This is a genomic window from Hominisplanchenecus faecis, from assembly GCF_020687205.1.
GTDB classification, from domain to species: Bacteria; Bacillota; Clostridia; order Lachnospirales; family Lachnospiraceae; genus Hominisplanchenecus; species Hominisplanchenecus faecis.
On sequence record NZ_JAJEQE010000002.1, the window covers coordinates 12,792 to 38,461 of the forward strand.

General features: G+C 45.8%; 22 protein-coding genes and 1 other RNA gene. 17 read left to right on the plus strand and 6 right to left on the minus strand.

Annotated elements, in window-relative coordinates:
- Nucleotides 1-18 precede the first annotated feature (18 nt).
- Both LKD42_RS00910 and LKD42_RS00915 read right to left on the minus strand, forming a co-directional pair.
- Nucleotides 19-909, minus strand: coding sequence for a LysR family transcriptional regulator (locus tag LKD42_RS00910; RefSeq protein WP_248834541.1), 891 nt, complete (start codon nt 907-909; stop codon nt 19-21).
- A 177-nt stretch (nt 910-1,086) separates the two neighbouring features.
- Complete coding sequence (locus tag LKD42_RS00915) at nt 1,087-2,319, minus strand: argininosuccinate synthase (RefSeq protein WP_173865568.1); 1,233 nt, start codon at nt 2,317-2,319, stop codon at nt 1,087-1,089.
- A 408-nt stretch (nt 2,320-2,727) separates the two neighbouring features.
- Here LKD42_RS00915 and argC point away from each other — a divergent pair, with 408 nt between their 5' ends.
- The 16 genes from argC to LKD42_RS00995 all read left to right on the plus strand — a co-directional run bounded on the left by argC (nt 2,728) and on the right by LKD42_RS00995 (nt 21,292).
- Complete coding sequence (argC, locus tag LKD42_RS00920; protein ID WP_022118657.1) at nt 2,728-3,768, plus strand: N-acetyl-gamma-glutamyl-phosphate reductase; 1,041 nt, start codon at nt 2,728-2,730, stop codon at nt 3,766-3,768.
- Between the two features lie 24 nt (nt 3,769-3,792).
- Nucleotides 3,793-5,016 carry a bifunctional glutamate N-acetyltransferase/amino-acid acetyltransferase ArgJ gene (argJ, locus tag LKD42_RS00925; protein WP_022118658.1) on the plus strand — a complete coding sequence of 408 codons (1,224 nt, stop codon included), beginning with the start codon at nt 3,793-3,795 and terminating at the stop codon, nt 5,014-5,016.
- Nucleotides 5,017-5,101: 85 nt separating this feature from the next.
- The gene (gene argB / locus LKD42_RS00930; RefSeq protein ID WP_022118659.1) at nt 5,102-6,001 is read left to right on the plus strand and encodes an acetylglutamate kinase; all 900 of its coding nucleotides are present in this window, start codon (nt 5,102-5,104) and stop codon (nt 5,999-6,001) included.
- Nucleotides 5,988-7,175, plus strand: a complete 1,188-nt coding sequence (locus LKD42_RS00935; protein WP_248834542.1) for an aspartate aminotransferase family protein — start codon at nt 5,988-5,990, stop codon at nt 7,173-7,175. The genes argB and LKD42_RS00935 overlap by 14 nt, the downstream gene beginning before the upstream one ends.
- Before the next feature lie 71 nt (nt 7,176-7,246).
- Complete coding sequence (locus tag LKD42_RS00940; protein ID WP_147631379.1) at nt 7,247-7,675, plus strand: DMT family transporter; 429 nt, start codon at nt 7,247-7,249, stop codon at nt 7,673-7,675.
- Nucleotides 7,676-7,756: 81 nt separating this feature from the next.
- Nucleotides 7,757-8,431, plus strand: coding sequence for a helix-hairpin-helix domain-containing protein (locus LKD42_RS00945; protein ID WP_248834543.1), 675 nt, complete (start codon nt 7,757-7,759; stop codon nt 8,429-8,431).
- Nucleotides 8,432-8,456: 25 nt separating this feature from the next.
- The gene (locus LKD42_RS00950; protein ID WP_022119561.1) at nt 8,457-9,149 is read left to right on the plus strand and encodes a response regulator transcription factor; all 693 of its coding nucleotides are present in this window, start codon (nt 8,457-8,459) and stop codon (nt 9,147-9,149) included.
- Nucleotides 9,150-9,318: 169 nt separating this feature from the next.
- Nucleotides 9,319-10,698: a sensor histidine kinase gene (locus LKD42_RS00955; RefSeq protein WP_022119562.1), complete on the plus strand. Its 1,380-nt coding sequence runs from the start codon at nt 9,319-9,321 to the stop codon at nt 10,696-10,698.
- Nucleotides 10,699-10,747: 49 nt separating this feature from the next.
- A complete protein-coding gene (locus LKD42_RS00960; RefSeq protein ID WP_248834544.1) occupies nt 10,748-11,773 on the plus strand; it encodes a GerMN domain-containing protein in 1,026 nt (341 codons plus the stop codon).
- 23 nt (nt 11,774-11,796) lie between these two features.
- Nucleotides 11,797-13,956 carry a DNA internalization-related competence protein ComEC/Rec2 gene (locus tag LKD42_RS00965; protein WP_248834545.1) on the plus strand — a complete coding sequence of 720 codons (2,160 nt, stop codon included), beginning with the start codon at nt 11,797-11,799 and terminating at the stop codon, nt 13,954-13,956.
- Nucleotides 13,957-13,976: 20 nt separating this feature from the next.
- A complete protein-coding gene (locus LKD42_RS00970) occupies nt 13,977-14,984 on the plus strand; it encodes a deoxyguanosinetriphosphate triphosphohydrolase (protein ID WP_248834546.1) in 1,008 nt (335 codons plus the stop codon).
- Nucleotides 14,985-15,009: 25 nt separating this feature from the next.
- Nucleotides 15,010-16,788: a DNA primase gene (gene dnaG / locus LKD42_RS00975; protein ID WP_022119566.1), complete on the plus strand. Its 1,779-nt coding sequence runs from the start codon at nt 15,010-15,012 to the stop codon at nt 16,786-16,788.
- Between the two features lie 133 nt (nt 16,789-16,921).
- The gene (gene rpoD, locus LKD42_RS00980; protein WP_248834547.1) at nt 16,922-18,019 is read left to right on the plus strand and encodes an RNA polymerase sigma factor RpoD; all 1,098 of its coding nucleotides are present in this window, start codon (nt 16,922-16,924) and stop codon (nt 18,017-18,019) included.
- 11 nt (nt 18,020-18,030) lie between these two features.
- The gene (locus tag LKD42_RS00985; RefSeq protein ID WP_248834548.1) at nt 18,031-18,747 is read left to right on the plus strand and encodes a tRNA (adenine(22)-N(1))-methyltransferase; all 717 of its coding nucleotides are present in this window, start codon (nt 18,031-18,033) and stop codon (nt 18,745-18,747) included.
- The gene (locus LKD42_RS00990) at nt 18,744-19,529 is read left to right on the plus strand and encodes a Nif3-like dinuclear metal center hexameric protein (protein ID WP_248834549.1); all 786 of its coding nucleotides are present in this window, start codon (nt 18,744-18,746) and stop codon (nt 19,527-19,529) included. Before LKD42_RS00985 ends, LKD42_RS00990 begins: the two co-directional genes overlap by 4 nt.
- A 92-nt stretch (nt 19,530-19,621) precedes the next feature.
- Nucleotides 19,622-21,292: a nucleoside kinase gene (locus tag LKD42_RS00995; RefSeq protein ID WP_248834587.1), complete on the plus strand. Its 1,671-nt coding sequence runs from the start codon at nt 19,622-19,624 to the stop codon at nt 21,290-21,292.
- Between the two features lie 58 nt (nt 21,293-21,350).
- Here LKD42_RS00995 and LKD42_RS01000 read toward each other — a convergent pair whose 3' ends face one another.
- Nucleotides 21,351-23,228 carry an LTA synthase family protein gene (locus LKD42_RS01000; protein ID WP_248834550.1) on the minus strand — a complete coding sequence of 626 codons (1,878 nt, stop codon included), beginning with the start codon at nt 23,226-23,228 and terminating at the stop codon, nt 21,351-21,353.
- A gap of 106 nt (nt 23,229-23,334) precedes the next feature.
- Between LKD42_RS01000 and rnpB the strand changes: the two genes are divergently transcribed.
- An RNA gene (gene rnpB / locus LKD42_RS01005) (RNase P RNA component class A) lies at nt 23,335-23,680 on the plus strand.
- Nucleotides 23,681-23,768: 88 nt separating this feature from the next.
- Here rnpB and LKD42_RS01010 read toward each other — a convergent pair.
- The 3 genes from LKD42_RS01010 to LKD42_RS01020 are packed head-to-tail and all read right to left on the minus strand — an operon-like array spanning nt 23,769 to nt 25,587.
- Entirely contained in the window at nt 23,769-24,212 is a 444-nt protein-coding gene (locus LKD42_RS01010; protein ID WP_022119572.1) for an aspartate carbamoyltransferase regulatory subunit, read from the minus strand.
- Entirely contained in the window at nt 24,206-25,126 is a 921-nt protein-coding gene (pyrB, locus tag LKD42_RS01015; RefSeq protein ID WP_173895591.1) for an aspartate carbamoyltransferase, read from the minus strand. The genes LKD42_RS01010 and pyrB overlap by 7 nt, the downstream gene beginning before the upstream one ends.
- A 56-nt stretch (nt 25,127-25,182) precedes the next feature.
- Nucleotides 25,183-25,587, minus strand: a complete 405-nt coding sequence (locus LKD42_RS01020) for a putative ABC transporter permease (protein ID WP_147631388.1) — start codon at nt 25,585-25,587, stop codon at nt 25,183-25,185.
- Nucleotides 25,588-25,670 lie beyond the last annotated feature (83 nt).

Here is a 25,670-nt window from a genome sequence, read left to right on the forward strand (position 1 = left end):
ATACATACTTCCTGTAATCTACATGTTTGCCGTCTGCAAAGCATCCATAAGCTTGCGGACGGCAATGCTTTTTGGCCGGTTTTTGTCCCAGATCAGGCAAATTTCGCGTTCCGGCATTCTTGAGGTGAGGTGGAGCTGTACCACTTCGCCTTTTTTAATGGCTTCTTTTGCCAGTGCCTCCGGATAAAATCCGATTCCGAGGTTGTGCCTGATCATCGGCAGGATCTGATCTGCGGTAGCGGCTTCGATATCCGGATAGAACGGCAGATCATGCTGCAGAAAGTAATTGATATGCATTTCTCTTGTTCCAGTATTTTGTCCGAGAGAAATAAACGGAATGTCCGTAAGCTCTGAGAGATGATGGATTTTAGAGGAAAAATCAGCGTATTTTGGCCCGGCGAGCAGAATCTCACGGAAGGAAGCAAGCGTATAATGACGCATGGATTTTTTCAGCTTGAGCGGTGTTGTGACAACAGAAATATCGGCCAGTCCGTTTTCCAGTGCCTGAATGGACTGAGGGGTGGAGAAATTGGAAATTTTCAGGCGGACTCCCGGATACTGTGCGTGAAAGGTCTCCAGTCGGTCAAGCAGCAGCAGTCGCAGAGCTGTCTCGCTTGCACCGATCGTGATCAGACCGCTCTCCAGACTTTTGTCTTTTTTCAGCTCGGATTCTGCAGTAGAGAGCTGCTCGTAAGCGATCGCGACATGCTGGAATAGTTTTTCTCCCTCAGGTGTCAGTGTTACTCCACGGTTGGAGCGTACAAACAGTTTACATTCCAGTTCATTCTCCAGAATGTTCATGCAGCGGGTGATATTTGGCTGATTGTTATTTAAAATCTCGGCAGCTTTTGTAAAACTTTTATATTGGGCTACAAAATAAAAAAAACGATAATATTCAAAACTGACCATGCAAACCTCCTGTTTATTTTGACGTTCAAAAATGCCTCTGCAATCCGCCGGATCTGTTCTGTTTTGGGATAATCTGAAATCTGAAAAAGGAAGCACTTTTGCAGTGCTCCCTTATATTCAGGTTACTTGTGAAGTCACAGAACATCGCCGGACTTCGGATGAAAAATATTTACAGAATTATTCACCAAGGTTTTTCTTTTCTACTTCAGCGAGCATCATAGCACGTACTTTCAGAGGCAGACCAAACAGGGTGATAAATCCACTTGCATCATTGTGATCGTACATATCACCGGTTGTGAAGGATGCTAAAGATTCATTGTACAGGCTGTATGGAGAAGTTGTGCCGGCTTTGATGATGTTTCCTTTGTAAAGTTTGAATTTAACTTCACCGGTTACATATTTCTGTGTTACTTCAACGAAAGCCTGGATTGCCTCACGCAGCGGTGTGAACCATTTTCCTTCGTATACAACCTGAGCAAACTGGCTGCCGAGTTTTTTCTTTGTTTCCATGGTTTCACGGTCCAGAGTCAGTTCTTCGAGCTGTTCATGGGCTGCCATCAGGATGGTTCCGCCCGGTGTCTCATATACACCACGGGATTTCATACCAACAACACGGTTTTCTACGATATCTACGATACCGATACCATGTTTACCTCCAAGAGCGTTCAGCTCTGTGATGATCTCAGAAACTTTCATGGCTTTTCCGTTCAGTGTTTTCGGAACCCCCTGTTCAAAAGTCATGGTAACATATTCACCTTTTTCCGGAGCCTGTTCCGGTGTCACGCCAAGCACCAGCATGTTTTCGAAGTTTGGCTCGTTTGCCGGATCTTCCAGCTCCAGACCTTCGTGGCTGATGTGCCATAAGTTACGGTCACGGCTGTAGCTGTGGCTGTGGTCGAACGGCAGGTCGATACCGTGTTTTTTACAGTATTCGATCTCGTCTTCACGGGACTGGATGGTCCATACATCGGTCATACGCCATGGAGCGATGATCTTCAGATCCGGAGCCAGTGCCTTGATTGCCAGTTCGAAACGAATCTGGTCATTACCTTTACCGGTAGCACCGTGGCAGATGGTAGTAGCACCTTCTTTACGTGCGATCTCAACCAGTTTCTTTGCGATAACCGGACGTGCCATGGAAGTACCAAGCAGGTATTTGTGCTCATAAACTGCACCGGCTTTTACGCAAGGCATGATGAAATCGTCACAGAATTCATCAATGATATTTTCAATATATAATTTAGAAGCACCGGACAGTTTTGCTCTCTCTTCCAGACCATCCAGCTCGTTACCCTGTCCGCAGTCGATGCAGCAGCAGATAACTTCATAGTCAAAGGTTTCCTTTAACCAAGGGATCAGTGTGGTGGTATCGAGACCGCCTGAATATGCCAGAACTACTTTTTCTTTCATGATATGTATTCCTCCTGAAATTTATGATCATTTTGTAAGTCAAAGACAAAAGAGCCATAAAACCACTCTTGTGCAAGTACATCGTGGTTTTTGGCTTTCGACCCTGGTATCATACACTATACAACAGTTATCATAATTATGCAAGTGAAAAAACGAAAAAGTTGTAAAAACAGCTGTAAAATGAATAATATACATTGCGTATGAATAAAAATACAATAAAAATACAAAGAAAACTCTTTACTTATAAAGAAAACTGGTATATGATAAGAAAGATTTCATTCGCACAGCGAATTTTTATGAATCTGCCGGAGACTGCATCAGATGGGCGGCACCTCACATTTGACAGAAAAGGAAAAGAAGAATGATCCGGACAGAAAAGATATATTAGGTTGAAAGGAGAATGTTGATATGATAAAAGCCGGAATAATAGGAGCAACCGGATATGCAGGAGGCGAGCTTGTCCGTCTTCTCCTTAACCATAAAGAAGCAGAGATTGCGTGGTATGGTTCCAGAAGTTATGTGGATCAGAGATACAGCAGTGTTTACCAGAATATGTTCCAGATCGTGGATGCAAAATGTCTGGATGACAATATGGAGCAGCTGGCAAAAGAGGTAGATGTGATTTTCACAGCAACACCGCAGGGGTTGTGTGCATCTCTTATAAATGAAGGGATTTTAAGTCAGGCAAAAGTGATCGATCTAAGTGCGGACTTCCGTATCAAAGACCGGAAGACTTATGAGCAGTGGTATAATCTGGAACACAAAGCACCGCAGTTTATTGAGGAAGCTGTTTACGGACTGTGTGAGATCAACCGGGAGGATATCAAAAAGGCAAGACTGATCGCAAATCCGGGATGCTATCCGACATGCAGCACCCTGTCCATTTATCCATTATTAAAGGAAGGCATTATTGATGGAAATACCGTTATCATTGATGCTAAATCCGGTACTTCCGGAGCAGGACGCAGTGCCAAGGTTGCAAACCTTTACTGTGAAGTCAATGAGAACATCAAAGCATACGGTGTTGCAACACACAGACACACACCGGAGATCGAAGAGCAGTTAGGTTATGCCGCCGGTTATCCGATCCATATTAATTTTACACCGCATCTGGTTCCGATGAACCGCGGTATTCTGGTTACTGCTTATGCATCTCTGAAAAAAGAGGTGACTTACGAAGAAGTTAAGGCGATCTATGATGCTTATTACGGAAAAGAACAGTTTGTACGTGTTCTGGATAAGGATGTCTGCCCGGAGACGAAGTGGGTAGAAGGAAGCAATTATGTGGATGTAAACTTCAAACTGGATCCGAGAACAAACCGTGTGATCATGATGGGGGCAATGGACAATCTGGTGAAAGGTGCAGCCGGTCAGGCCGTGCAGAATATGAACCTGATGTTTGGATTTGCCGAGAACGAAGGCCTTCAGGGCGTACCAATGTTCCCATAAAACAGAGAAAGGTCGTGAGCATAGATGAAGATAATAGATGGAGGTGTAACCGCTGCAAAAGGATTTAAAGCAGCCGGTATGCATGCAGGTATCAAAAAAGGTACAAAAAAAGATATGGCAATGATCGTAAGCAGTGCACCATGTATGGCAGCCGGAACGTTTACGACAAACCTTGTAAAAGCCGCACCGGTAAAATGGGATCAGCATGTAGTATACGAACATGGAGAGGCGAGAGCTGTTGTGGTAAACAGCGGTATCGCAAACGCCTGCACCGGAGCAGAAGGATATGGCTACTGTGAAGAGACTGCAAAAGCGGCAGCAGAAGCACTCGGTATCGACAAGGATGAGGTTCTGGTAGCATCTACCGGTGTGATCGGAAAACAGCTGCCAATCGATACGATCAAAAAAGGCGTGAAGGATCTTTCCGGACTGCTTCTGGATACCAGAGAAGCAGCAACACTGGCAGCAGAATCGATCATGACAACGGATACGGTAAAAAAAGAGGTTGCCGTTGAAGTTGAGATTGGCGGTAAGACGGTAACGATCGGCGGTATGTGCAAAGGTTCCGGTATGATCCATCCGAATATGTGCACGATGCTGAGCTTCCTCATGACAGATGCAGCTATTTCAAAAGAAATGCTTCAGAAGGCATTGAGTGCAGATGTCGATGATACCTACAATATGATTTCTGTTGACGGAGATACTTCCACAAATGATACCGTTCTGCTGCTGGCAAACGGACTGGCAGAGAATCCGGAAATTACAGAGGAAGGCGAAGATTATCAGACATTTGCCAGGGCACTGCACTATATCAACGAGACGCTCGCAAAGAAAATGGCAGGGGACGGCGAAGGTGCCACTGCATTGTTTGAGACAAAAGTGATCGGAGCACAGTCAAAAGAACAGGCAAAGATTCTGGCAAAATCCGTTATTTGTTCAAACCTTACCAAAGCGGCTATTTTCGGACATGATGCAAACTGGGGACGTATCCTCTGTGCCATGGGTTATTCCGGAGCTAAGTTTGATCCGGAAAAAGTAGATCTGTATTTTGAAAGTGCAGCAGGTAAGCTGAAGATCATCGAAAACGGTGTGGCACTTGATTACAGCGAAGAAGAAGCGACAAAGGTACTCTCAGAAAAAGCAGTGACGGCTGTTGCTGACATCAAAATGGGAGAGGCATCCGCATCTGCCTGGGGTTGTGATCTGACTTACGATTATGTAAAGATCAATGCCGATTACCGCTCTTAAGCGGTAAGAGCTGCTTTGTGGCAGAGCAATTTACAGGCATCTGTCCGGATGCCGGAAGTATGGATAGAAACTGGAGGAAAAAACAATGGATACAATGCAGGATCTGCTTCAGAAAGCCAGTGTGCTCAATGAAGCGTTACCTTATATACGGAAATTCAGCGGCAAGACCATCGTTGTAAAATACGGCGGAAGTGCCATGGTAGAACATGAACTGAAGAAAAACGTCATTCGTGACGTAGCACTTCTGAAACTGGTCGGATTTCGCCCGATCATCGTGCACGGTGGCGGAAAAGAAATCACAAAATGGACAGGCAAAGTCGGCATTGAGACCAAATTTATCAACGGACTGCGTGTGACGGATAAAGACACCATGGAAGTGGCTGAGATGGTCTTAAATAAGATCAACAAAGGATTGGTGTCCATGATGGAGAAAGTCGGAGTCAAAGCGGTTGGTATCAGCGGAAAAGACGGCTCCGTTCTGCGTGTTAAGAAGAAACTCTCCAAAGGCGAAGATATCGGTTTTGTAGGCGAAGTGACAAAAGTCAATACCGAGCTTTTAAATACACTGCTGGACAATGATTTTGTCCCGGTGATCTGCCCGATCGGTTCCGATGATGAGTATCATTCTTATAATATCAATGCAGACGATGCAGCATGTGCGATTGCAACGGCAGTCGGAGCATCCAAGCTGGTATTTTTAACGGATATCGAGGGTGTATACCGTGATCCGCAGGACAAATCCACACTGATCTCCGAACTGAGTATTCCGGAAGCAGAAGAACTGCTCGGCAGCGGAAATATCGGTGGCGGCATGCTCCCGAAGATCCAGAACTGTGTCGATGCGATCAAGTCCGGTGTTTCCAGAGTACATATCCTGGACGGAAGGATCCCGCACTGCCTGCTGTTGGAGTTCTATACCAACAAAGGTATCGGTACTGCGATTATCGGGGATGAGGAGGAACGTTTTTACAATGAAAATGAATGAATATATGGAGAGAACGGAACAGGTGGTTCTGCACACCTATAACCGTTTCCCGGTTGTTTTTGAAAAAGGAGAAGGCGTACATCTTTATGATACCGAAGGAAAGGAATATCTGGATTTCGGTGCCGGAATTGCGGTGTTTGCACTTGGCTATCACTATGCGGACTACGATCAGGCTTTAAAAGATCAGATCGACAAAGTGATCCATACCTCCAATCTTTTCTACAATGTGCCGATGATGGAAGCAGCAGAAAAACTGGTAAAGGCAAGTGGCATGAGCAAAGTATTCTTTACCAACAGCGGTACGGAGGCGATTGAAGGTGCGATCAAAGCCGCACGTAAATATGCATGGAACAAAGACCATGCAACGGATCACGAGATCATTGCCATGAACCATTCCTTCCACGGAAGAAGCGTCGGAGCACTTTCCGTTACCGGAAACCCGCATTATCAGGAAGCGTTCAAACCGCTGATGGGCGGCGTGAAATTTGCAGATTACAATGATCTGGACAGTGTAAAAGCTCAGATCACAGACAAAACCTGTGCGATTATCATGGAAACCCTTCAGGGCGAAGGCGGCATTTATCCGATGGAAGAGAGCTTCTTAAAAGGTGTTAAAGAAATCTGTGAAGAAAAAGATATTCTTCTGATCCTCGATGAAATCCAGTGTGGTATGGGACGTACCGGAAGCATGTTTGCATGGCAGCAGTACGGCGTGATGCCGGATATCATGACCTGTGCAAAGGCACTGGGATGCGGCGTGCCGGTCGGAGCGTTTGTCTTAAACGAAAAGACTGCAAAAGCCTCTTTAGTTCCGGGAGATCACGGTACAACTTACGGCGGAAATCCCTTCGCCTGTGCAGCGGTTTCCAAAGTGTTTGATCTGTTTGAAGAACATGACATCGTCGGTCATGTAAGAAAGACAGCTCCGTATCTGGAAAAGAAACTGGATGAACTGGTAGAAAAACATGACTGCTTTACCGCACGCCGCGGAAAAGGATTCATGCAGGGACTGGTTGTGAGCGGCAGACCGGTCGGCGAACTTGTCAAAGCAGCTCTGGCAAATGGTCTGATTGTGCTTTCCGCAGGAAGTGATGTACTGCGTCTGGTGCCTCCGCTTGTGATCACCGAGAAAGACATCGACGAGATGGTTGAAAAACTGGAAGCGGTTTTATAAAACAGTAAAAAATGTATAGAAAACTCCTTTGTGCATATACTGTCAGAAAGTACAGGCAAAGGAGTTTTTTTATGATTGGAATTTTAACAGCACTTTTATCGGGAGCCCTGATGAGTGTGCAGGGCGTCTTCAACACGCAGGTGACAAAGGCGACCAGCCTCTGGGTTTCGACCAGTTTTGTGCAGTTTACGGCACTTCTGGTCTGTCTTGTGATCTGGTATTTTGCGGACGGGAAAAGTTTTATGACGCTTACACAGGTCCCGGATAAATGGACGCTGCTTGGAGGTGTGATCGGTGCATTTATCACTGTTACCGTAATAAAGAGCATGAACAGCCTGGGACCTGCGAAAGCGGCGATGCTGATCGTGATCTCCCAGCTGATCATTGCCTACGTGATCGAGCTTCTGGGATGGTTTGGCGTAGAAAAACAACCGCTTACCATGCGAAAAGTGGCAGGGATGGCGATCGCGATCATCGGTGTTGTCATATTTGAAAAATAACGGTTGTATTTTTGAACAATGTTCGATAAAATAGGAATATCTGTACAGGGGAATTTTGTCAGAAGGCAGGAAGGAGTCCTTTTGAGAAAATCAGGCAGAAAGTTAAAGAGTCTGTTTTATCTGACCATAATCGTTGTACTGTGTATTTTTTTGGTCGGCTGTAATAAAAAAGGTGAGATCACGTTTGAACAGGCGGCGGATGAGGTGTTTTCGGAAGAAATTTCCAATCAGTCTGAAGTGGGAGAATCGAAAGAAACGGAGCGGATGAAAGCAGGGGGGACGGATGTGGAAACAGACGCCTGGATCTATGTAGATGTGGCAGGTGCCGTCAGAACTCCCGGTGTTGTAAAACTTGCAAGGGGAGCACGTGTGTATGAAGCGATCGAGCTTGCCGGCGGGTTTGCAAAAGATGCTGCCATCTCAGCGGTCAATCAGGCATCCGTACTTCAGGACGGGCAGCAACTGTATATCGTTACAGTCGAAGAACAGAAGACAAAGCAGCTGTCATCTTCCGAGGGTTCTCTGGAAACGTCCGGTGAGGGCAGAGTGGCAGATGCAGGCAAAGTCAATATCAATCAGGCATCAGAAGAAGAACTGATGACGCTTCCCGGCATCGGGGCATCCAAAGCTGCCGATATCGTACGTTACCGGGAAGAACAGGGCAGATTTGAGCAGATCGAAGATATTATGAATATCAGCGGGATCAAAGAAGCGGTGTTTGGAAAAATAAAAGATAAAATAACAGTACAGCAGTAAAATAAAACAAAAGGAATGAACAAAAATGGCAAAGAAAGTATTAGTTGTAGATGATGAGAAACTGATCGTAAAAGGAATCCGCTTCAGTCTGGAACAGGACGGCATGGAAGTTGACTGTGCATATGACGGCGAAGAAGCTCTGCGTATGGCAAGAGAAAAAGAGTATGATATTATACTTCTTGATGTGATGCTTCCGAAGCTTGACGGCTTTGAAGTCTGCCAGCAGCTGCGTGAAACTTCCAGTGTTCCGGTTGTCATGCTGACTGCAAAAGGTGATGATATGGATAAGATCCTTGGTCTGGAGTATGGAGCAGATGACTATATCACCAAGCCATTTAACATTCTGGAAGTCAAAGCACGTATCAAAGCAATCATGCGCCGTACCGAGAAAAAGGGAGCAGAGCAGACAAAGAGCAAAGTGATCCAGGCAGGAGATCTTACGATGGACTGCGAGGCGAGACGCGTCAACATTGCAGGCAGAGAAGTAAACCTGACTGCCAAAGAATTTGATGTGTTGGAGCTTCTGATCTTTCATCCGAACAAGGTGTACAGCAGAGAGAATCTGCTCAACATTGTCTGGGGTTATGAATATCCGGGAGATGTGCGTACCGTAGATGTACATATCCGGAGACTGAGAGAAAAGATTGAGATAAATCCGAGCGACCCGCAGTATGTACACACCAAATGGGGCGTCGGATATTATTTCCAGCATTCATAACTGTCAGGTAAATGTCAGCAAAACTGACCAGAATCGCATGCCAAGTCTCACGTGCATTCGACTTGGAAAGGTACACTGAAGGAAGGGAGCAGGCACAGGGGAGCAAGTGTTCAGAAAAAAGAAAAAAAACGAAAAATTACGAAAGTACATAAACAGTCTTCAGTTTCGTATGTGCCTGATCTTTATCATCGTTGGAATTGTGCCGATCATGTTGATCAAACACGGGATTTTAACGAATTATCAGGATCAGGCGGTGAAACAGCGTATCAGTATTATACAGAGCCAGAGCGATCTGATCACAGCCCAGATTTCCAAGACCGATTACCTGAGCGGTGAGAAGTCCAAGATCACAGATGTGGAGCTGCAGCAGATGGCGAATCTTTACAACGGCAGGATTCTTGTCGTCAATAAAGAGTTTCGCATTATTAAGGATACCGATCAGACAGATGAGGGCAAATATATTGTGGCGGAAGAGGTGATCCGCTGTTTTCGCGGTGAGGATGGACAGAGCTACAGCAGGAAAAACGGCTTTATTGAAATTACCATACCGATTTATGATGCTCAGAGCAAAGAAGTGGAAGGCGTGATGATCGTCAGTACACCGACTAGAGATATCCGTAAAAACCGTGATGATCTGAACCGGAAAGTACTGATCCTTCAGATTGGAATGGGGATTGCCATTTTTCTGATTGCATACTATCTTTCCAAGATGCTGGCAAAGCCGTTTGAAAAGGTTACCAAATCTTTGAGCCAGGTGCAGGAGGGCTTTCTGGATGCTGATATCTCCATACCGGACTACACTGAGACACAGCAGCTTGCAGAGGCCTACAATCAGATGCTTGCCCGCATGAAAGCTCTCGATGATTCCAGGCAGGAGTTTGTCTCCAACGTGTCACACGAGCTGAAAACACCGATCACATCGATGAAAGTACTTGCAGATTCTCTTCTGGCACAGCCGGATGCACCGGTGGAGCTTTATCAGGAGTTTATGGCGGATATCGCAGAAGAGATCGATCGTGAGAATAAGATCATCACGGATCTTCTGTCGCTTGTGAAGATGGATAAAAAGGCAGCAGATCTGCATATTGAAAATAAAAATATCAATGAACTGCTGGAGCTGATCATCAAGAGACTGACACCGATCGCGGACAAGCAGGATATCAACCTTGTGTTGGAGAGTTTCCGCCCGGTCAATGCCGAAGTGGATGAGACGAAGCTGACGCTTGCCCTGTCTAATTTGGTCGAAAATGCGATCAAATACAACAAAGAGGGCGGATGGGTGCATGTTTCGCTTAATGTAGACAACAAATATTTTTATGTAAAAGTAGAAGATTCCGGCATTGGTATTCCAAAAGAGTCACAGGATGCTATTTTTGAACGTTTTTACCGTGTGGATAAATCACACTCAAGAGAGATCGGCGGAACCGGTCTGGGGCTTGCAATCACGAGAAGTGCGATCCTGATGCACCGCGGAGCGATCAAGGTTTACAGTAAAGAGGGCGAAGGTACGACCTTTACTGTTCGGATCCCGCTGATTTATGTGAACTGATACAACGGTTCACCTGGCAGGGGCTTTTGCCGGAATGGAGAACAGAAATATGAAAAAAATGGCAGGATTTGCAGCAGCTGTGTTTCTTGGCCTGATGCTCACGAGTTGCCAGGGCACACAGAAGGCAGAACAGAGCGGTTATAAGGTTTTTTGCCGTAATGCAGAGGCTACTGCACTTCGGGAAGTGCAATATGAGCCGGAAGCAGAAGGTGGGGAAAAACTGGTGGAAGAATTGCTTTCTGCAATGGAAGGGACGTTTAATCGAAACGACTATCAGAGTGTTTTTCCGGAGGGGCTGACTGCTGCGGTATCGACTTTAAAGGACGGACGACTGACGATTGATTTTAATGATGCATATAAGCAGATGGATGATACAAGAGAAGTTTTGCTGCGTGCCGCAGTGGTGCAGACGATGACGCAGATCACGGATGTCCGGGAAGTGGTATTTACCGTTGCAGGTGAGGCACTTCTGAATTCGGAAAATCAGGCAGTAGGGCCGATGCATGCCTCTTCGTTTATTAATTCGGAGGGTGACAGTATCAATGCATATCAATATGAGGCATTGCCGCTTTATTTCGGTAGCAGAAACGGCACTTCACTGACAAAACAGATGCGAAACGTGCATTATGCATCGGATGATTCTCTTGAAAAACTGGTGGTTGAGCAGCTGATCGCAGGACCGGCGGGCAGCAAACTTACTGCAGTTGTGCCGTCTGATACGGTTGTGCGTGAAATCCGTACGGAGGGGGATTTATGTACGGTGAATTTAAGCAGTGAATTTAATCAGGCAGTGGCAGGATCTTCAGTTACACCAGAAGTGACGGTTTATGCGATCGTAAATTCCATCTGCGAAAGCTGTGAGGATATCACGAAAGTCCAGATCCAGGTGGAAGGCAGCTCGGATGTACTTTTGCGTGATACACTGGATCTGTCACAGGTGTTTTCCTGTAACAACAGTTTCATACGGGAGAAAGACGGAGAAAACGATACCGGGAGCAGCGATAACGGTGCGGTTCCATCGGTTGGCGTTGATCCGAATCTGACAAAGGAAGCACAGACAGAGAGCGGCACTTGATATATTTCAAAAAGAGACCGTTGTTGTTTTTGACAGGTATTCTGATCTTATGGATCTTGCTCTGTCATTTTGCAGGGATTCGGGAGCAGTTTCCTTATCCGCAGTCGTTTGACGGAAAACAGGTTTCCTGCACGGGAAGAGTCTGTCAGATCGAGGCAGGAGCAGATTTCTGGTATGTATATGCAGATCATATACAGGCTGATTTTATGGAGGAGGTTTCCGAACGTCTTAAGGTTCGGGCAATTCTGGAAGAGCCAGCGGACTGTGCGTACGGAAACTGGGTGCAGATTTGCGGCAAACTGACGCTTGCAGAGGCTCCCTCAAACGATGGAGCGTTTGACCGCCTTTTTTACCAGCAGACGGAGCGTCTTTTGTTTAGTATGAAAAATGCCCGTTTAACCGTTCGGGATGGCAGGCAGAATCCGCTGTTACAGTGGATGTATGAAGTCCGCAGGATCTGTATGCGGCATCTGGAGCAGATATTTGATGAGCAGGATGCCGGAATTCTCGCAGCGATGCTACTTGGCGATAAGAGCAGGCTGGCTGAGGAGATCAGAGACTGGTATCAGGTGGGCGGCATTGCTCATGTGCTTGCGATTTCCGGACTTCATATTTCTCTGTTTGGCATGGCACTCTATCATATCTTGCGAAAACTGGGGATCTCATTTGTGGTTTCTTCCGGGATCGCAGGCAATTTTATGTTATTTTATGCAGTTTTTACCGGTGCAGGTGTATCTACACGCCGTGTCATGATCATGTTTCTTCTTTTTCTCGGAGCACAGTGCCTTGGAAGGACGTATGATTTATTGAGTGCTCTGTCAGCAGCTGTTTTTTTACTTCTTTTTGATTATCCCATTTTATTATTCTCATCTGGATTTCAGATGTCAGTTTCTGCTGTGGCAGCGATCGGTGGATTTTATCCGATTCTGAAAAAGCATTACGGATCATATATCTCTTCCGGGGCGGCTATTCAGCTTTTTATGCTGCCGTGTGTTCTGTGGCATTCTTTTTCTTTTCCTCTTTACAGTGTGATGTTGAATAGTATGGTCATACCGCTGCTTCCGTTTGTTCTCGCCGGAGGCGGCAGTGCCTTGCTTTTTTCTTTTTTTTCGCTGAAAGCAGCTTCATATCCGGCAGCGGCAGTGCATGGTGTGTTAAATTTATATTCCTGTCTGTGCCGCGTATCTCTGGAACTGCCTTTTTCTCAGATGATTTTTGGAAGACCGAAACTGTGGTCGATTCTTCTGTATTATGTGATCCTGTCTGCGGGGGCTGTGTGGCTGCTTCAGAAAAAACAAAAGAAAGTCTGTTATCTGGTCTTTGTTTTCATGGCGATTTTCTTTTTGAAGCGGACGGAGCCGAAGGCGTTTTCTGTGACCTTTCTGGATGTCGGACAGGGGGATGGGATTGTGCTAAGGGATGATACCGGTGTGACCATGTTGTGTGACGGCGGGAGCAGCAGTGTCTCGAACGTTGGAAAATACAGAATTCTTCCGTATTTGCGGTATCATGGGATTGACCGGTTGGATTATGTGTTTTTAAGTCACATGGATATGGATCATATCAATGGAGTAAGGGAACTGCTGGAGCGTCAAACATGCAGTATTAAAATAAAAAATCTGGTATTGCCAGCCATCAAAAATCCGGATGAGACGTACCTTGAGATTGAAAGACTGGCAGCAGGGCAGAAGATCGCCGTGCACAAAATGCGAGAGGGTGACTGTATCTGTACCCGGTCGATGATGCTTACCTGTCTTGCCCCGAAAGCTGGGGATACTTCCAAAAATAAAAACGAGACATCCATGGTGCTGCATGTAAAATACAAATCTTTTGATGTGATGCTGATGGGGGATCTGGAAAAAGAAGGGGAAAAGGATCTAATCAGAAGAAAAAAACTGCCGCAGCTTCTGGAAGGAGGAAATAAAATCGAAGTTTTAAAGGCAGGACATCATGGTTCCAAAGGAGCCACCTCAGAAGAACTGCTGGATATCCTGAAACCACAGATGGCGGTTTTGTCTTATGGAAAAGGAAATCGCTACGGGCATCCGGCACCGGAAACCATAGAACGGTTAGAAAAGGCGAACTGCCCGGCCGTTTCTACGGAAAAGTGTGGTGAAATAACATTTTTTTGCCTTAAAAATGAAAAAATTCTTGTTAGATATGGAAAAAACGTGATAAAATAATTAGAAAGGGGGCGATTGCCATGACGATTCGAGAGATGGCAGAGCAAAGAGAAGTGGCTTATTTCAGCCCGTATGCATCCCTCAGCAGCAAGTCCAGGGGACGCGACCGGGAAGAGCCGCCATGCGATATCCGTCCGGTCTATCAAAGAGACCGGGATCGTATTTTACATTCTAAAGCATTTCGCAGACTGAAGCATAAGACACAGGTTTTTCTGCTGCCGCAGGGAGATCACTACCGCACCAGGCTGACCCACACGCTTGAGGTAGCACAAACGGCGAGGACGATCGCAAGAGCCCTGCGGATGAATGAAGATCTGGCGGAGGCGATTGCACTTGGGCATGACCTTGGGCATACACCGTTCGGCCATGCAGGCGAGCAGGCGTTAAATGAGATCTGCCCGTTTGGTTTTGCTCATTTTGAACAGAGTGTCCGCGTTGTAGAACTTCTTGAGAAGAACGGAAAAGGTCTGAATCTGACCTGGGAAGTCCGTGACGGGATCCGAAATCACAGAACGTCCGGTCATCCTTCCACGCTGGAAGGAAAGATCGTACGGCTTTCAGATAAAATCGCATACATCAATCACGACATTGATGATGCATTGCGTGCCGGGATTTTAAAAGAAGCAGATGTTCCGGCAGAATACCGGGAAGTTTTGGGTGATACGATCCGGGAACGTTTAAATGCTCTGATCCACGATATTGTGATCCACAGTCAGGGCAAAGATGACATTGTCATGTCACCGGAGATGGAAAAGGCGATGCGGGGAATGCGGAACTTCCTGTTTGAGAATGTGTATCACAATCCGCTGGCAAAAAGAGAAGAAAAAAAGGTCCGGCATCTTTTACAGGAACTTTATCAGTACTATATCGAGCATCCTCTGGAACTGTCAGAGGAATATTTAAACCTGATGGATGAGGGACAGGAGAAAGAGCGGGTTGTCTGTGATTACATAGCAGGGATGACCGATCAGTATGCCATGCAGGCGTTTGCAGACCTTTATATTCCGAAGGCATGGCCGGTAAAATGAATAAGCAGGAAATAAGGAGATAGGTATGTATTATCCGGAAGAACTGGTCGAAGAGATCAGAGAGAGAAACGATATTGTCGAAGTGATCGGCACTTATGTCAAGCTTCAGAAAAAAGGAAGCTCTTATTTTGGACTTTGTCCATTTCATAATGAAAAATCCCCATCTTTTTCGGTAAGTCCGGACAAACAGATGTACTATTGTTTCGGATGTGGAGCAGGCGGCAATGTATTTACGTTCATTATGGAATATGAGAATTACAGTTTTCCGGAGGCACTGAAATACCTGGCAGACCGGGTCGGGATCAAGCTTCCGGAGCGGGAATATTCAGAGGAAGAAAAAAGACAGCAGGATCTCCGCATGCAGGTGCTGGAAATAAACAAGATGGCAGCCAACTATTTTTATTATCAGCTTCGTACGGAGAGCGGGGCTCAGGCTATGCAGTACCTGAAAAGCAGACAGCTGGATGATGAGACAATCAAACGGTTTGCACTTGGATATTCCAGCAAATACAGCAGCAATCTATATCAGTATTTTAAAAGCAAAAAAATATCCGATGAATTATTAAAAGAATCCGGGCTGTTTAATGTGGATGAAAAAAATGGCATGTACGATAAATTCTGGAATCGTGTCATCTTTCCGATTCTGGATGTCAACAACCGTGTGATCGGTTTCGGAGGCCGTGTGATGGGAGACGGCAAGCCTAAATATTTAAATTCGCCGGAGACGATCGTTTTCGATAAAAGCCGCAATCTGTACGGACTGAACATTGCAAGAACAGCAAGGAAAAAGTATCTGCTGGTTTGTGAAGGATATATGGATGTGATCTCCATGCATCAGGCGGGATTTTCAAATGCAGTGGCATCGCTTGGAACGGCTCTGACGGAGAAGCATGCCACACTTCTGAAACGTTATACGGACGAAGTAATCCTGACGTACGACAGTGACGATGCCGGTGTGCGTGCCGCACTGAGGGCGATACCGATCGTAAAACGTGCAGGACTCAGGGCAAGAGTGCTGCATATGAATCCTTATAAAGACCCGGATGAATTTATCAAAACCCTTGGGGCAGAGAAGTTTCAGGAACGCATTGATCAGGCGGAAAACAGTTTTATGTTTGAAATTTCCGTGTTGGAGAGAAATTATGACATGAAAGACCCGGAAGGAAAAACTTCTTTTTTCCAGGCGGTATCGGAAAAACTGATGGAGTTTGAGCAGGAGCTGGAACGTGAAAATTATATTCAGGCAGTCGCAGAGAAATATCATATCGGATTTGACAATTTAAGAAAAATGGTGAATCGCAGTGCGATGCGTGCAATCGGCAGGGAAGTACCGAAAAGTGCTGTGGACCGAGAACGAAAAGAAATCCGGAAAAAAAGTCAGGATGACGGCATGAAACAGTCACAGAGACTGATGCTGACCTGGCTGATTGATAAAAAAGGATTGTATGCAAAAGTAAAACCATACCTGGATGCGGATGATTTCACAGAAGATCTTTATCATCAGGCGGCACAGCTTTTGTTTGAACAGCTTGAAAAGAGCGAGCTGAATCCGGCAAGGATCATCAATCATTTTGAAGATCCGGAAACACAGAAAGAAGTCGCATCGTTATTCCATGCCAAGTTAAACCTGCAGTCGCAGGCGGAATTTGACAAAGCATTGAATGAAACACTGCGAAAGATTATCAACAACAGTATTGAATTTCGAACGAAAAACATGAATCCGGCAGATATTGCGGGATTGCAGAAAATCTTACTGGACAGAAAGAAAGTTCAGGATATGCCGAAGATCACATATCAGATGTGAGATGAATCCTGCATCCACAGGCGGCAGCAGCAAGACAGCACAGGCATCAGATGGGAGCATAGTCAGCTGTATATTTTCCGGTATTGGGGAAAAAATATAGGAAAGATACGGCACTTGAAAGAAGGTGGATCAGATGGAGGAACACAGCAAAGAATTTTTGGAGAAATTAAAAGGACTGCTTGCATTTGCAAAGGAACATAAAAATGCACTGGAACATCAGGAAATCGTAGATTATTTTAAAGGAATTTCGCTTACCGAGACACAGAGCGAAAAAATCCTGGACTATCTGGATGAGCATGGCGTGGATGTTCTCAGGCAGAAAGATGCAGATGCCCTGGAAGATCTGGAAGAGGAAGAAGAAGTCGATGTTTCGGAAGCGGCACTGGAAGTTCCGGAAGGGATCAGTACCGATGATCCGGTACGGATGTATTTAAAAGAGATCGGCAAGATCCCGCTGCTTACCGCAGATGAAGAGATTGAGCTGGCAAAGCGGATGGAAAAGGGAGATCCGGAAGCCAAAAAAAGACTTGCCGAGTCCAATCTTCGTCTGGTAGTAAGCATTGCAAAACGTTATACCGGACGCGGAATGCAGTTTCTGGATCTGATCCAGGAGGGAAACTTAGGTCTGATCAAGGCTGTTGAGAAATTTGACTATAAAAAAGGTTATAAATTCAGTACCTATGCGACCTGGTGGATCCGTCAGGCGATTACCAGGGCGATCGCAGATCAGGCGAGAACGATCCGGATTCCGGTGCACATGGTAGAGACGATCAACCGCACGATCCGCACGTCCAGACAGCTCACACAGTCGCTTGGCCGTGAACCAAGTGCGGCAGAGATTGCGGAAGTGATGAAGATGCCGGTGCAGCGTGTGGAAGAGATTCTCAAGATCGCCATGGACCCGATCTCGCTGGAAACGCCGGTCGGGGAAGAGGATGACACACATCTTGGCGATTTTATCAAAGACAACAAAAGCGAAGTGCCGGCCGATGCTGCAGCGTATACGCTTTTGCAGGAGCAGCTGGATGAAGTCATGCAGACGCTGACAGACCGGGAAAAGAAAGTACTGGCTCTGAGATTTGGGCTGGAAGATGGAAGAAGCCGGACACTTGAGGAAGTCGGAAAAGAGTTCCATGTCACAAGGGAACGCATCCGGCAGATCGAGGCGAAGGCTTTGCGGAAACTGCGGCATCCGAGCCGCAGCCGGAAATTAAAAGATTATCTTGATTAAGGAGAACAGATATGCAGTTATCAGACAGACTGCAGGCGGTTGCTTCCATGGTAACAGAAAACAGCCGTCTGGCAGACGTGGGAACAGACCACGGATACATACCGATTTATTTATGTGAGATGGGAAAGATCCCGTCAGCGATTGCCATGGATGTAAAAAAGGGACCGCTTCTGCGGGCTAAGATGAATATTGAGCGTTACCATATGCAGGAGAAGATCAGGACACGTTTATCTGACGGCGTTTTGAAATTAAATCCGGACGAGGCGGACAGCGTGGTGATTGCGGGCATGGGTGGAACACTCGTCATGAAAATTTTAGAAGAAGGCAAAAAAGTACTGGTGGACGTAAAAGAGCTGGTTTTGCAGCCGCAGTCTGACATTGATAAGGTGCGAAAATATCTGTATGAAAATGACTACGTGATCACAGCAGAAAAGATGGTATGCGAGGAAGAAAAATACTATCCGATGATGCATGTGCAGCACGGACATATGGAAGAACTTGCAGACATAGAATGGAAATATGGAGCTTTTTTATTAAAAGAAAAGAATCCGGTTCTTGGCTCTTTTCTGAAAAAAGAAGAGACCACGCTGACTGGTGTGTTTCAGAATTTAAGGCAGCAGCCCAAAGAGAGGGTGAAAGAGCGTATTTTGGAAATAGAGGCGTTGCTTGCCCTGAACCGGAAAGCACAGAAATGGATGAAAACAGAAGAGGAGTGTGAGAAGGCATGATCTGCCGGGAGCTGATTGAATTACTGGAGAAAAAATATCCGCCATCCATCGCAGAATCCTGGGATAATCCGGGACTGCAGGTGGGAAGCTATGAGAAAGAGATCAAGAGCATTTATATCGCACTGGATGCGACCGGAGAAGTGATCCGCCATGCCATCGATGCAAAAGCAGATCTGCTGCTGACGCATCATCCGATGCTGATGTATGGACTGAAAAAAATAAATGACGGTGATTTTTACGGACGGCGTGTGCTGGAACTGATAAAGCATGACATCGCTTATTATGCAATGCATACCAATTATGACATCGTGGAGATGGCACCGTTAGCAGCCAGGATGCTTGCGTTGAAGGATGCACAGATCATGGAGAAAACCTGTGTGCTTCCGGATGGACGTGAAGGCGGTTTTGGTATGGCAGGCGAACTGCCAAAAGAGATGACACTGCTTCAGTGTGCAGAGTATGTAAAAGATGTTTTTCAGATACCGGATGTGAAGATTTTCGGAAATCCGGAAACAGTTCTGAACCGTGCGGCGGTTCTTCCGGGCTCCGGGAAGAGTATGACGGCAGATGCCCTCCGAAATGGGGCAGAAGTTTATATCACCGGAGATTTTGGCCATCACGATGGGATTGATGCTGTAGACCAGGGACTGAATGTGATCGATGCCGGTCATTATGGCATTGAACATATTTTTATCGGACAAATGGCAGAAGAATTAAAGGAGCGTTTTCCTGAAATGGAAATCTGTACAGAGCCGATCCGACATCCGTTTTTGATGGTGTAGATAAGTTTTCGGAGAATTTCAAGTCACAGAACGGAATCTTCCGGTATCGATGACAATGTGATCTGTAAAAATGATCAGGAGGTGGTTTGATGATGGAGAAAGAATATATTCAGGTTTCTTTTGAAAATGGAAACATAGAAAGGAAAAGCTATCCGGCGGGTATACGGCTGCTTGATCTTGCAAAGGAATATCAGAAGGAGGATGATATTGTTCTTGCAAAGGTCAACGGGCGGCTGCGGGAACTGTACCTGCAATTAACGGAGGACTGCCGCATTTCTTTTATCACAACAAGGCAGCAGGAAGGGATGGCGGCCTACAGGAGGAGTATGACGCTGCTTTTGCTGAAGGCACTCTACCATCAGGCAGGGCATGAACACATCCACAGAGTTGGGATCCATTTTTCCGTCAGCAGCGGATATTACTGTACGGTCGACGGTGATGTGACACTGGATCAGGATTTTCTTGATAAAGTGGAAGCCAGAATGAGGGAACTGGTTGCCCAGAAAGTGCCGATCGACAAAAAAACGATCGGTACGGACGATGCGATCGCATTGTTCTCGCACTACGGGATGAAAGACAAAGAAAAATTGTTTCATTACCGCCGGGCTTCCAAAGTCAATATCTATGATATGGGCGGTTTCGAAGATTATTATTATGGCTACATGATTCCGGACACTTCTTATCTGGGAGCGTTTTCCCTGCATTTGTATGAGGACGGATTTGTACTTCAGATGCCACAGCGGAAAGATCCGAAGACGGTTCCGGCCTTTGAGCCGGAGAACAAAATGTTCCGTGTTCGAAAAGAATCGCTCAAATGGGGAGAGATGCTCGAAATTCCTACCGTAGGATTACTGAATGATTATATTGTGCACCATGGCATCCATGACCTGATCCTGATCCAGGAGGCACTTCAGGAAAAGAAAATTGCGGAGATTGCCGGAAAGATCGCCGAAAATCCAGATAAAAAGATCATTATGATCGCCGGTCCGTCTTCTTCCGGAAAGACGACCTTTTCTCATCGGCTTTCGATCCAGCTTTCCGCACACGGACTGAGACCGCATCCGATCCCGGTGGATAACTATTTTGTAAACCGGGAAGACACACCGGTGGATGAAGATGGGAAACCAAACTACGAATGTCTGGAAGCCATCGATGTTCAGCAGTTTAACGATGACATGAACGCACTGCTTGCAGGAAAGAGCGTGCATCTGCCTGTTTTTGATTTTGTGAGCGGCAAACGCATGTACAGTGAAAAAGAGACAAAACTTGGAAAAGAGGATATTCTGGTGATCGAAGGCATTCACTGCCTGAATGATCAGTTGTCCTTTGCACTGCCAAAAGAAAATAAATTCAAGATTTATGTCAGTGCCCTGACGCAGCTCAACGTCGATGAACATAACCGTGTTCCGACTACAGACGGAAGACTGCTTCGAAGGATTGTACGCGATGCCAGGACGCGGGGAACGACGGCAAAAGCAACGATCAGCATGTGGCCGTCGGTGCGAAGAGGAGAAGAGTCCTATATTTTTCCTTATCAGGAGCAGGCAGATGTGATGTTCAATTCAGCACTGATCTATGAACTGGCTGTTCTGAAGATGTATGCAGAGCCGCTTTTGTTTGGCATTGGAAGAGAGGAACCGGAATACCAGGAAGCGAAACGCCTCTTAAAATTTTTGGACTATTTTGTGGGAATCCCAAGCGAGAGCGTGCCGATGAATTCTATCTTAAGAGAGTTTATCGGGGGCGGATGTTTTCAGATATAACAAAAACCATGGAAGTGACAAATATTGTCTTTTCCATGGCTTTTCTTTTTCTCTTACATCAGTCAAAAAAGTTCTCGATCCTTTTTTTCTTGTCAAACAGATCGTTGTACTGGAGGATCTGATACTTTCTGAGGGATTCATAATAAGGGGAGGATTCATCTTTTAAGGAATAATAGCTGCCATCCTCACCGAAATAACCGTTTGTTGTCAGCACCGGGATCTGTTTATGTATATCTAAAAGGAACTGATTGAACGGAGAGAGTTTCATGCCGGTGCTCTCAAGCATCAGAGTCGAGAGGTAATTCATACTGATGTTTACATTTTCCTGTTCTTCGATATCATAGTTTGCCCAGATCAGAAACGGAGTCTTATAGAGATTCATATTTTCTTCTGCACTGAGTTTTTCGACATTTTTTCCGAGGATCTTGCTGTAAACTTCATTGGAAAGTCCGGGTTCGTGATCACCGAAAAAGACGATTACGGTCGGATCCTTCTGCTTGCTGAAATACTCGATCAGAGATTTCAGGGCAGTGTCGGAATGATGGATCAGGTTCAGGTAACGTTTCAGTTCCGGATCATCACATTTTTCTTCGATGGAGATCGGCATATCCAGATTGTCAAAATCCTGGTCATAGCCGCTGTGATTCTGCATGGTGACATTGAACAGATAAAACGGGGCATTGCTCTTCTTTTTTGCCTGTTCATACTGATCGATGATCACCTGGAAATCAGCTGCGTCGGATACAAAGTTGCGAATCTTATCCGAAGCGGAGACATCCAGATCTTTTAAACTGATGAAATCCGAAAATCCGAGGTTTGGATAAACATGGTCGCGGTTGTAACCGTTTGCACGGAATGGATGGAATGCCAGCATACCCTGATAATCCTGGTTTCCAAGATGTGTGGTCAGACCCGGCAGAAAACTTTTGATGTAAAGCTGATAAGGTGTTGCAGATGCCGGCACAAAAGCTTTGGACAGTCCTGTCAGAAACTCAAATTCCGTGTTTGCCGTCTGCCCTCCGAATACGGATACATAGGAGAACCCTTTTACAGTGTTTTTTGTAAGACTGTGGTAAAATGGCATTACATCTTCGCTGGTCCTGAAATCACCGACGGCCTGCAGATCGGCAAAAGCTTCGTCCATAATGGCGATGACATTTGGTGTTTTTGCATTGCCGGAAGAGGTTTCATTGCGATACGGGGCGGCTATCTCTTCAGCAGCGTTTGCGGAATATCCATCCGGTTTATGAATTATCATCAACTGGATACTTCGCATAAAAGTCAGGACGCATCCGTTTTTGCGGTAGGATTTGATCGGACGGAACGTATTGACAGTGACATGCATCGGTGTCACAGTCATAACCGGCGTATAGATCATGATCCAGAAGGAAGCAAAACAGATGGCGGCACTTCCTAGGATGGCAGAGATCCTTTTTTTGCCTTTTGGAAGTCGGAGACGTTTTACACGAAACAGCAGAATACACCAGGCGATCAGACCAAGCAGTGTGATCGTGCGGGTCAGATCAAGCGAATATTTATAATTGCCGACCACATTCATCGCAGTTCCCATGATCGTCAGATCCGAAGCCAGGATCGGGATTCCGCGAAATGTTGTTGTGAAATAATTCGTCAGTGAAAATATAATGCTGAAAATACACAGAAAACACCCGGAGAACCGCATACTTCCGGTCAGGGCAAACAGAAATCCCATCACGATATAAAATAAAAATGCGGTTACACCGAAACGAAGCAGGTAAGACGGACGGATAGAATAGAAAATCAGTCCGGGCCCCGCCGGGTTTGCGTATTCTAGGAACAACAGTGCCACAAGAGGCGTAAGAAGAAAGACAGTCAGAGCTATCTGTTCTTCCTTTGATAAATTTTGAAATACCGACTCTTTTTTGGCAGAATCGGTTGCTTTGGTTGAATTTTTCATATTGATACACTCCCTTTATCACAATCGCATCACAATACAATGAGCTATTATAGCAAAATGGAAGTTGACAGTCAATCTGAGAAATGTTAAGATATTCTTATGTTTGCGAGTAGGATAAATGATCGCGGCTGGCAAAACGAAAGGTGTCAGACGAGGAAAGTCCGGGCTTCACAGGGCAGGATGCCGGATAACGTCCGGCGGAGGCGACTCTAGGGACAGTGCAACAGAAATATACCGCCGGCCATAAGCCGGTAAGGGTGGAAGGGCAGTGTAAGAGACTACCGCCCTGCTGGTAACAGCGGGGGCACATGTAAACCCCATTCGAAGCAAGACCGAGCAGAGACATATGGCGGCCCGTCAGTTTCAGGTTGGTTGCTTGAGCCATGCGGCAACGCATGGCCTAGATAGATGATCATTCACGACATAACCCGGCTTATCGTTCTGCTCGCAGAAAAAAACAAGCACAGTGATTTTTTTACTGTGCTTGTTTTTTGTTCTTTTATTAGATGTTAAGGTTAAAGGATGTCATATGGCATCTTTTTATTTATGTTTGGCTTTTGAAGCGTGATACTTTTCGTCGCAGTATCTGCAGCGGTAAATTTCCTTTTCTTCATTGGAAAGGACAAAGACCTGATCCAGTCCGTGCTCGATCGATGTGATGCAGCGAGGATTCTTGCATTTGATCACATTGACGATCTGTTTTGGAAGGTGCAGCTTTTTCTTGTCTACGATCTCACCGTTTTTGATGATGTTGACGGTGATATTGTGGTCGATAAAACCAAGGATATCAAGATCCAGCATGTCAACCGGACATTCTACTTTGATGATATCTTTTTTGCCCATTTTGTTGCTGCGGGCATTTTTGATGATGGCAACACAGCAGTCCAGCTGATCCAGTTTCAGATAATGGTAGATGGACATGCTCTTTCCTGCTTCGATGTGGTCGAGAACCACACCTTCGTTTAACTGACCTACATTTAACATACTTTCACCTCCAGAAGTGTAAGAATCAGAGCCATACGTGCATAGACAGCATACTGAGCCTGCTTGAAGTAAGCAGCTCTTGGGTCATCGTCAACTTCAACTGCGATCTCATTGACACGAGGGAGCGGATGCATAACGATCATATCCTGCGGTGCAAGTTCCATTTTCTTTTTGTCAAGAATATAGAAATCCTTCATGCGGACATAATCCTCTTCATTGAAGAAACGTTCTTTCTGTACACGGGTCATATAAAGGACATCCAGCTTCGGAAGTGCATCTTCCAGACGTTCTACTTCTTCGAATTCGATGTTGTTCTCACGCAGTACATCGTCGCGGATATAACTTGGGATACGCAGCTCTTCCGGAGAAATCAGGACAAAACGGATTCCGGTGTAGCGGACCAATGCACTGATCAGGGAGTGAACGGTACGTCCGAACTTTAAGTCACCACAGAGACCGATCGTCAGATTGTCCAGTCTTCCTTTCAGGGAGCGGATCGTCAGAAGATCCGTAAGTGTCTGGGTCGGATGCTGATGTCCGCCATCTCCGGCATTGATCACCGGGATTGGAGAATGTAAGGATGCCACAAGCGGTGCACCTTCTTTTGGATGACGCATTGCACAGATGTCGGCATAACATGCGACCATGCGAATGGTGTCTGCAACGGTCTCTCCTTTTGTAGCGGAGCTGGAATCGGCCGAAGAAAAACCAAGTACATTACCACCTAAATTCATCATAGCAGCTTCAAAGCTGAGGCGGGTACGTGTGCTTGGTTCGTAAAAAAGAGTCGCTAATTTTTTGCCTTCACATGCGTGGGCGTATTTTTTTGGGTTTGCTTCAATATCATTGGCCAGATTCAGGAGCTGATCCAGTTCTTCCACACTGAAATCCAGCGGACTCATTATATGTCTCATAATTTCCTCCTTTTAACTTCAGATTTTCTTTATCATATACCATTTGCAGACAGATTTCAAGATGAAGTTGAGCCATTTTTCTGATTCAGATATTCAAAAAGCAGACCGCAGAAGAACCAGAGCGGTGCATAGTCCAGACGGATCACACCGTTTATCTGAAAATGTGTCCCGGAATAGTCCCACGGGCAGCAGTGATGTTTTTTCAAAAGGCTTCCGCTCATATATTCGGCGGTGAAAATAAACAGCATATATAGAAAGCCACGCAGGAGAAAAGAACATTTTTTGCTGCAAAGGAAGTTTGAGAGCGGTTTCAGGAAAGCTGCCATACCGTAGATTGGAAACATCCACAGGGAAGAATGACCGGTCAGCTTCCATTCACGCCGCCGAAAGGAAAGAAAACCGGTCCACAGAAGCTCCAGGCACCAGCCGCAGATACCGCATCGGATAAAATTATTTTTCATGGGAAAAGTATAACCGGAAACGGGAAAGATTATACTCTGCCGGACCATAATGTTCTTGCAAAATCAGGTCGGGTATACTATAA

Bases quoted from the DNA above. Each gene is read 5' to 3' on its own strand.
- LKD42_RS00955 (WP_022119562.1), top strand. From the start codon at position 9,319: ATGTGCCTGATCTTTATCATCGTTGGAATTGTGCCGATCATGTTGATC.
- LKD42_RS00985 (WP_248834548.1), top strand. From the start codon at position 18,031: ATGCAGTTATCAGACAGACTGCAGGCGGTTGCTTCCATGGTAACAGAA.
- LKD42_RS00940 (WP_147631379.1), top strand. From the start codon at position 7,247: ATGATTGGAATTTTAACAGCACTTTTATCGGGAGCCCTGATGAGTGTG.
- LKD42_RS00960 (WP_248834544.1), top strand. From the start codon at position 10,748: ATGAAAAAAATGGCAGGATTTGCAGCAGCTGTGTTTCTTGGCCTGATG.
- LKD42_RS00970 (WP_248834546.1), top strand. From the start codon at position 13,977: ATGACGATTCGAGAGATGGCAGAGCAAAGAGAAGTGGCTTATTTCAGC.
- argC (WP_022118657.1), top strand. From the start codon at position 2,728: ATGATAAAAGCCGGAATAATAGGAGCAACCGGATATGCAGGAGGCGAG.
- LKD42_RS00990 (WP_248834549.1), top strand. From the start codon at position 18,744: ATGATCTGCCGGGAGCTGATTGAATTACTGGAGAAAAAATATCCGCCA.
- LKD42_RS01000 (WP_248834550.1), bottom strand. From the start codon at position 23,228: ATGAAAAATTCAACCAAAGCAACCGATTCTGCCAAAAAAGAGTCGGTA.
- LKD42_RS00915 (WP_173865568.1), bottom strand. From the start codon at position 2,319: ATGAAAGAAAAAGTAGTTCTGGCATATTCAGGCGGTCTCGATACCACC.
- rpoD (WP_248834547.1), top strand. From the start codon at position 16,922: ATGGAGGAACACAGCAAAGAATTTTTGGAGAAATTAAAAGGACTGCTT.
- LKD42_RS00995 (WP_248834587.1), top strand. From the start codon at position 19,622: ATGGAGAAAGAATATATTCAGGTTTCTTTTGAAAATGGAAACATAGAA.
- dnaG (WP_022119566.1), top strand. From the start codon at position 15,010: ATGTATTATCCGGAAGAACTGGTCGAAGAGATCAGAGAGAGAAACGAT.
- argB (WP_022118659.1), top strand. From the start codon at position 5,102: ATGGATACAATGCAGGATCTGCTTCAGAAAGCCAGTGTGCTCAATGAA.
- LKD42_RS01010 (WP_022119572.1), bottom strand. From the start codon at position 24,212: ATGTTAAATGTAGGTCAGTTAAACGAAGGTGTGGTTCTCGACCACATC.
- LKD42_RS01020 (WP_147631388.1), bottom strand. From the start codon at position 25,587: ATGAAAAATAATTTTATCCGATGCGGTATCTGCGGCTGGTGCCTGGAG.
- LKD42_RS00935 (WP_248834542.1), top strand. From the start codon at position 5,988: ATGAAAATGAATGAATATATGGAGAGAACGGAACAGGTGGTTCTGCAC.
- pyrB (WP_173895591.1), bottom strand. From the start codon at position 25,126: ATGAGACATATAATGAGTCCGCTGGATTTCAGTGTGGAAGAACTGGAT.
- argJ (WP_022118658.1), top strand. From the start codon at position 3,793: ATGAAGATAATAGATGGAGGTGTAACCGCTGCAAAAGGATTTAAAGCA.
- LKD42_RS00910 (WP_248834541.1), bottom strand. From the start codon at position 909: ATGGTCAGTTTTGAATATTATCGTTTTTTTTATTTTGTAGCCCAATAT.
- LKD42_RS00950 (WP_022119561.1), top strand. From the start codon at position 8,457: ATGGCAAAGAAAGTATTAGTTGTAGATGATGAGAAACTGATCGTAAAA.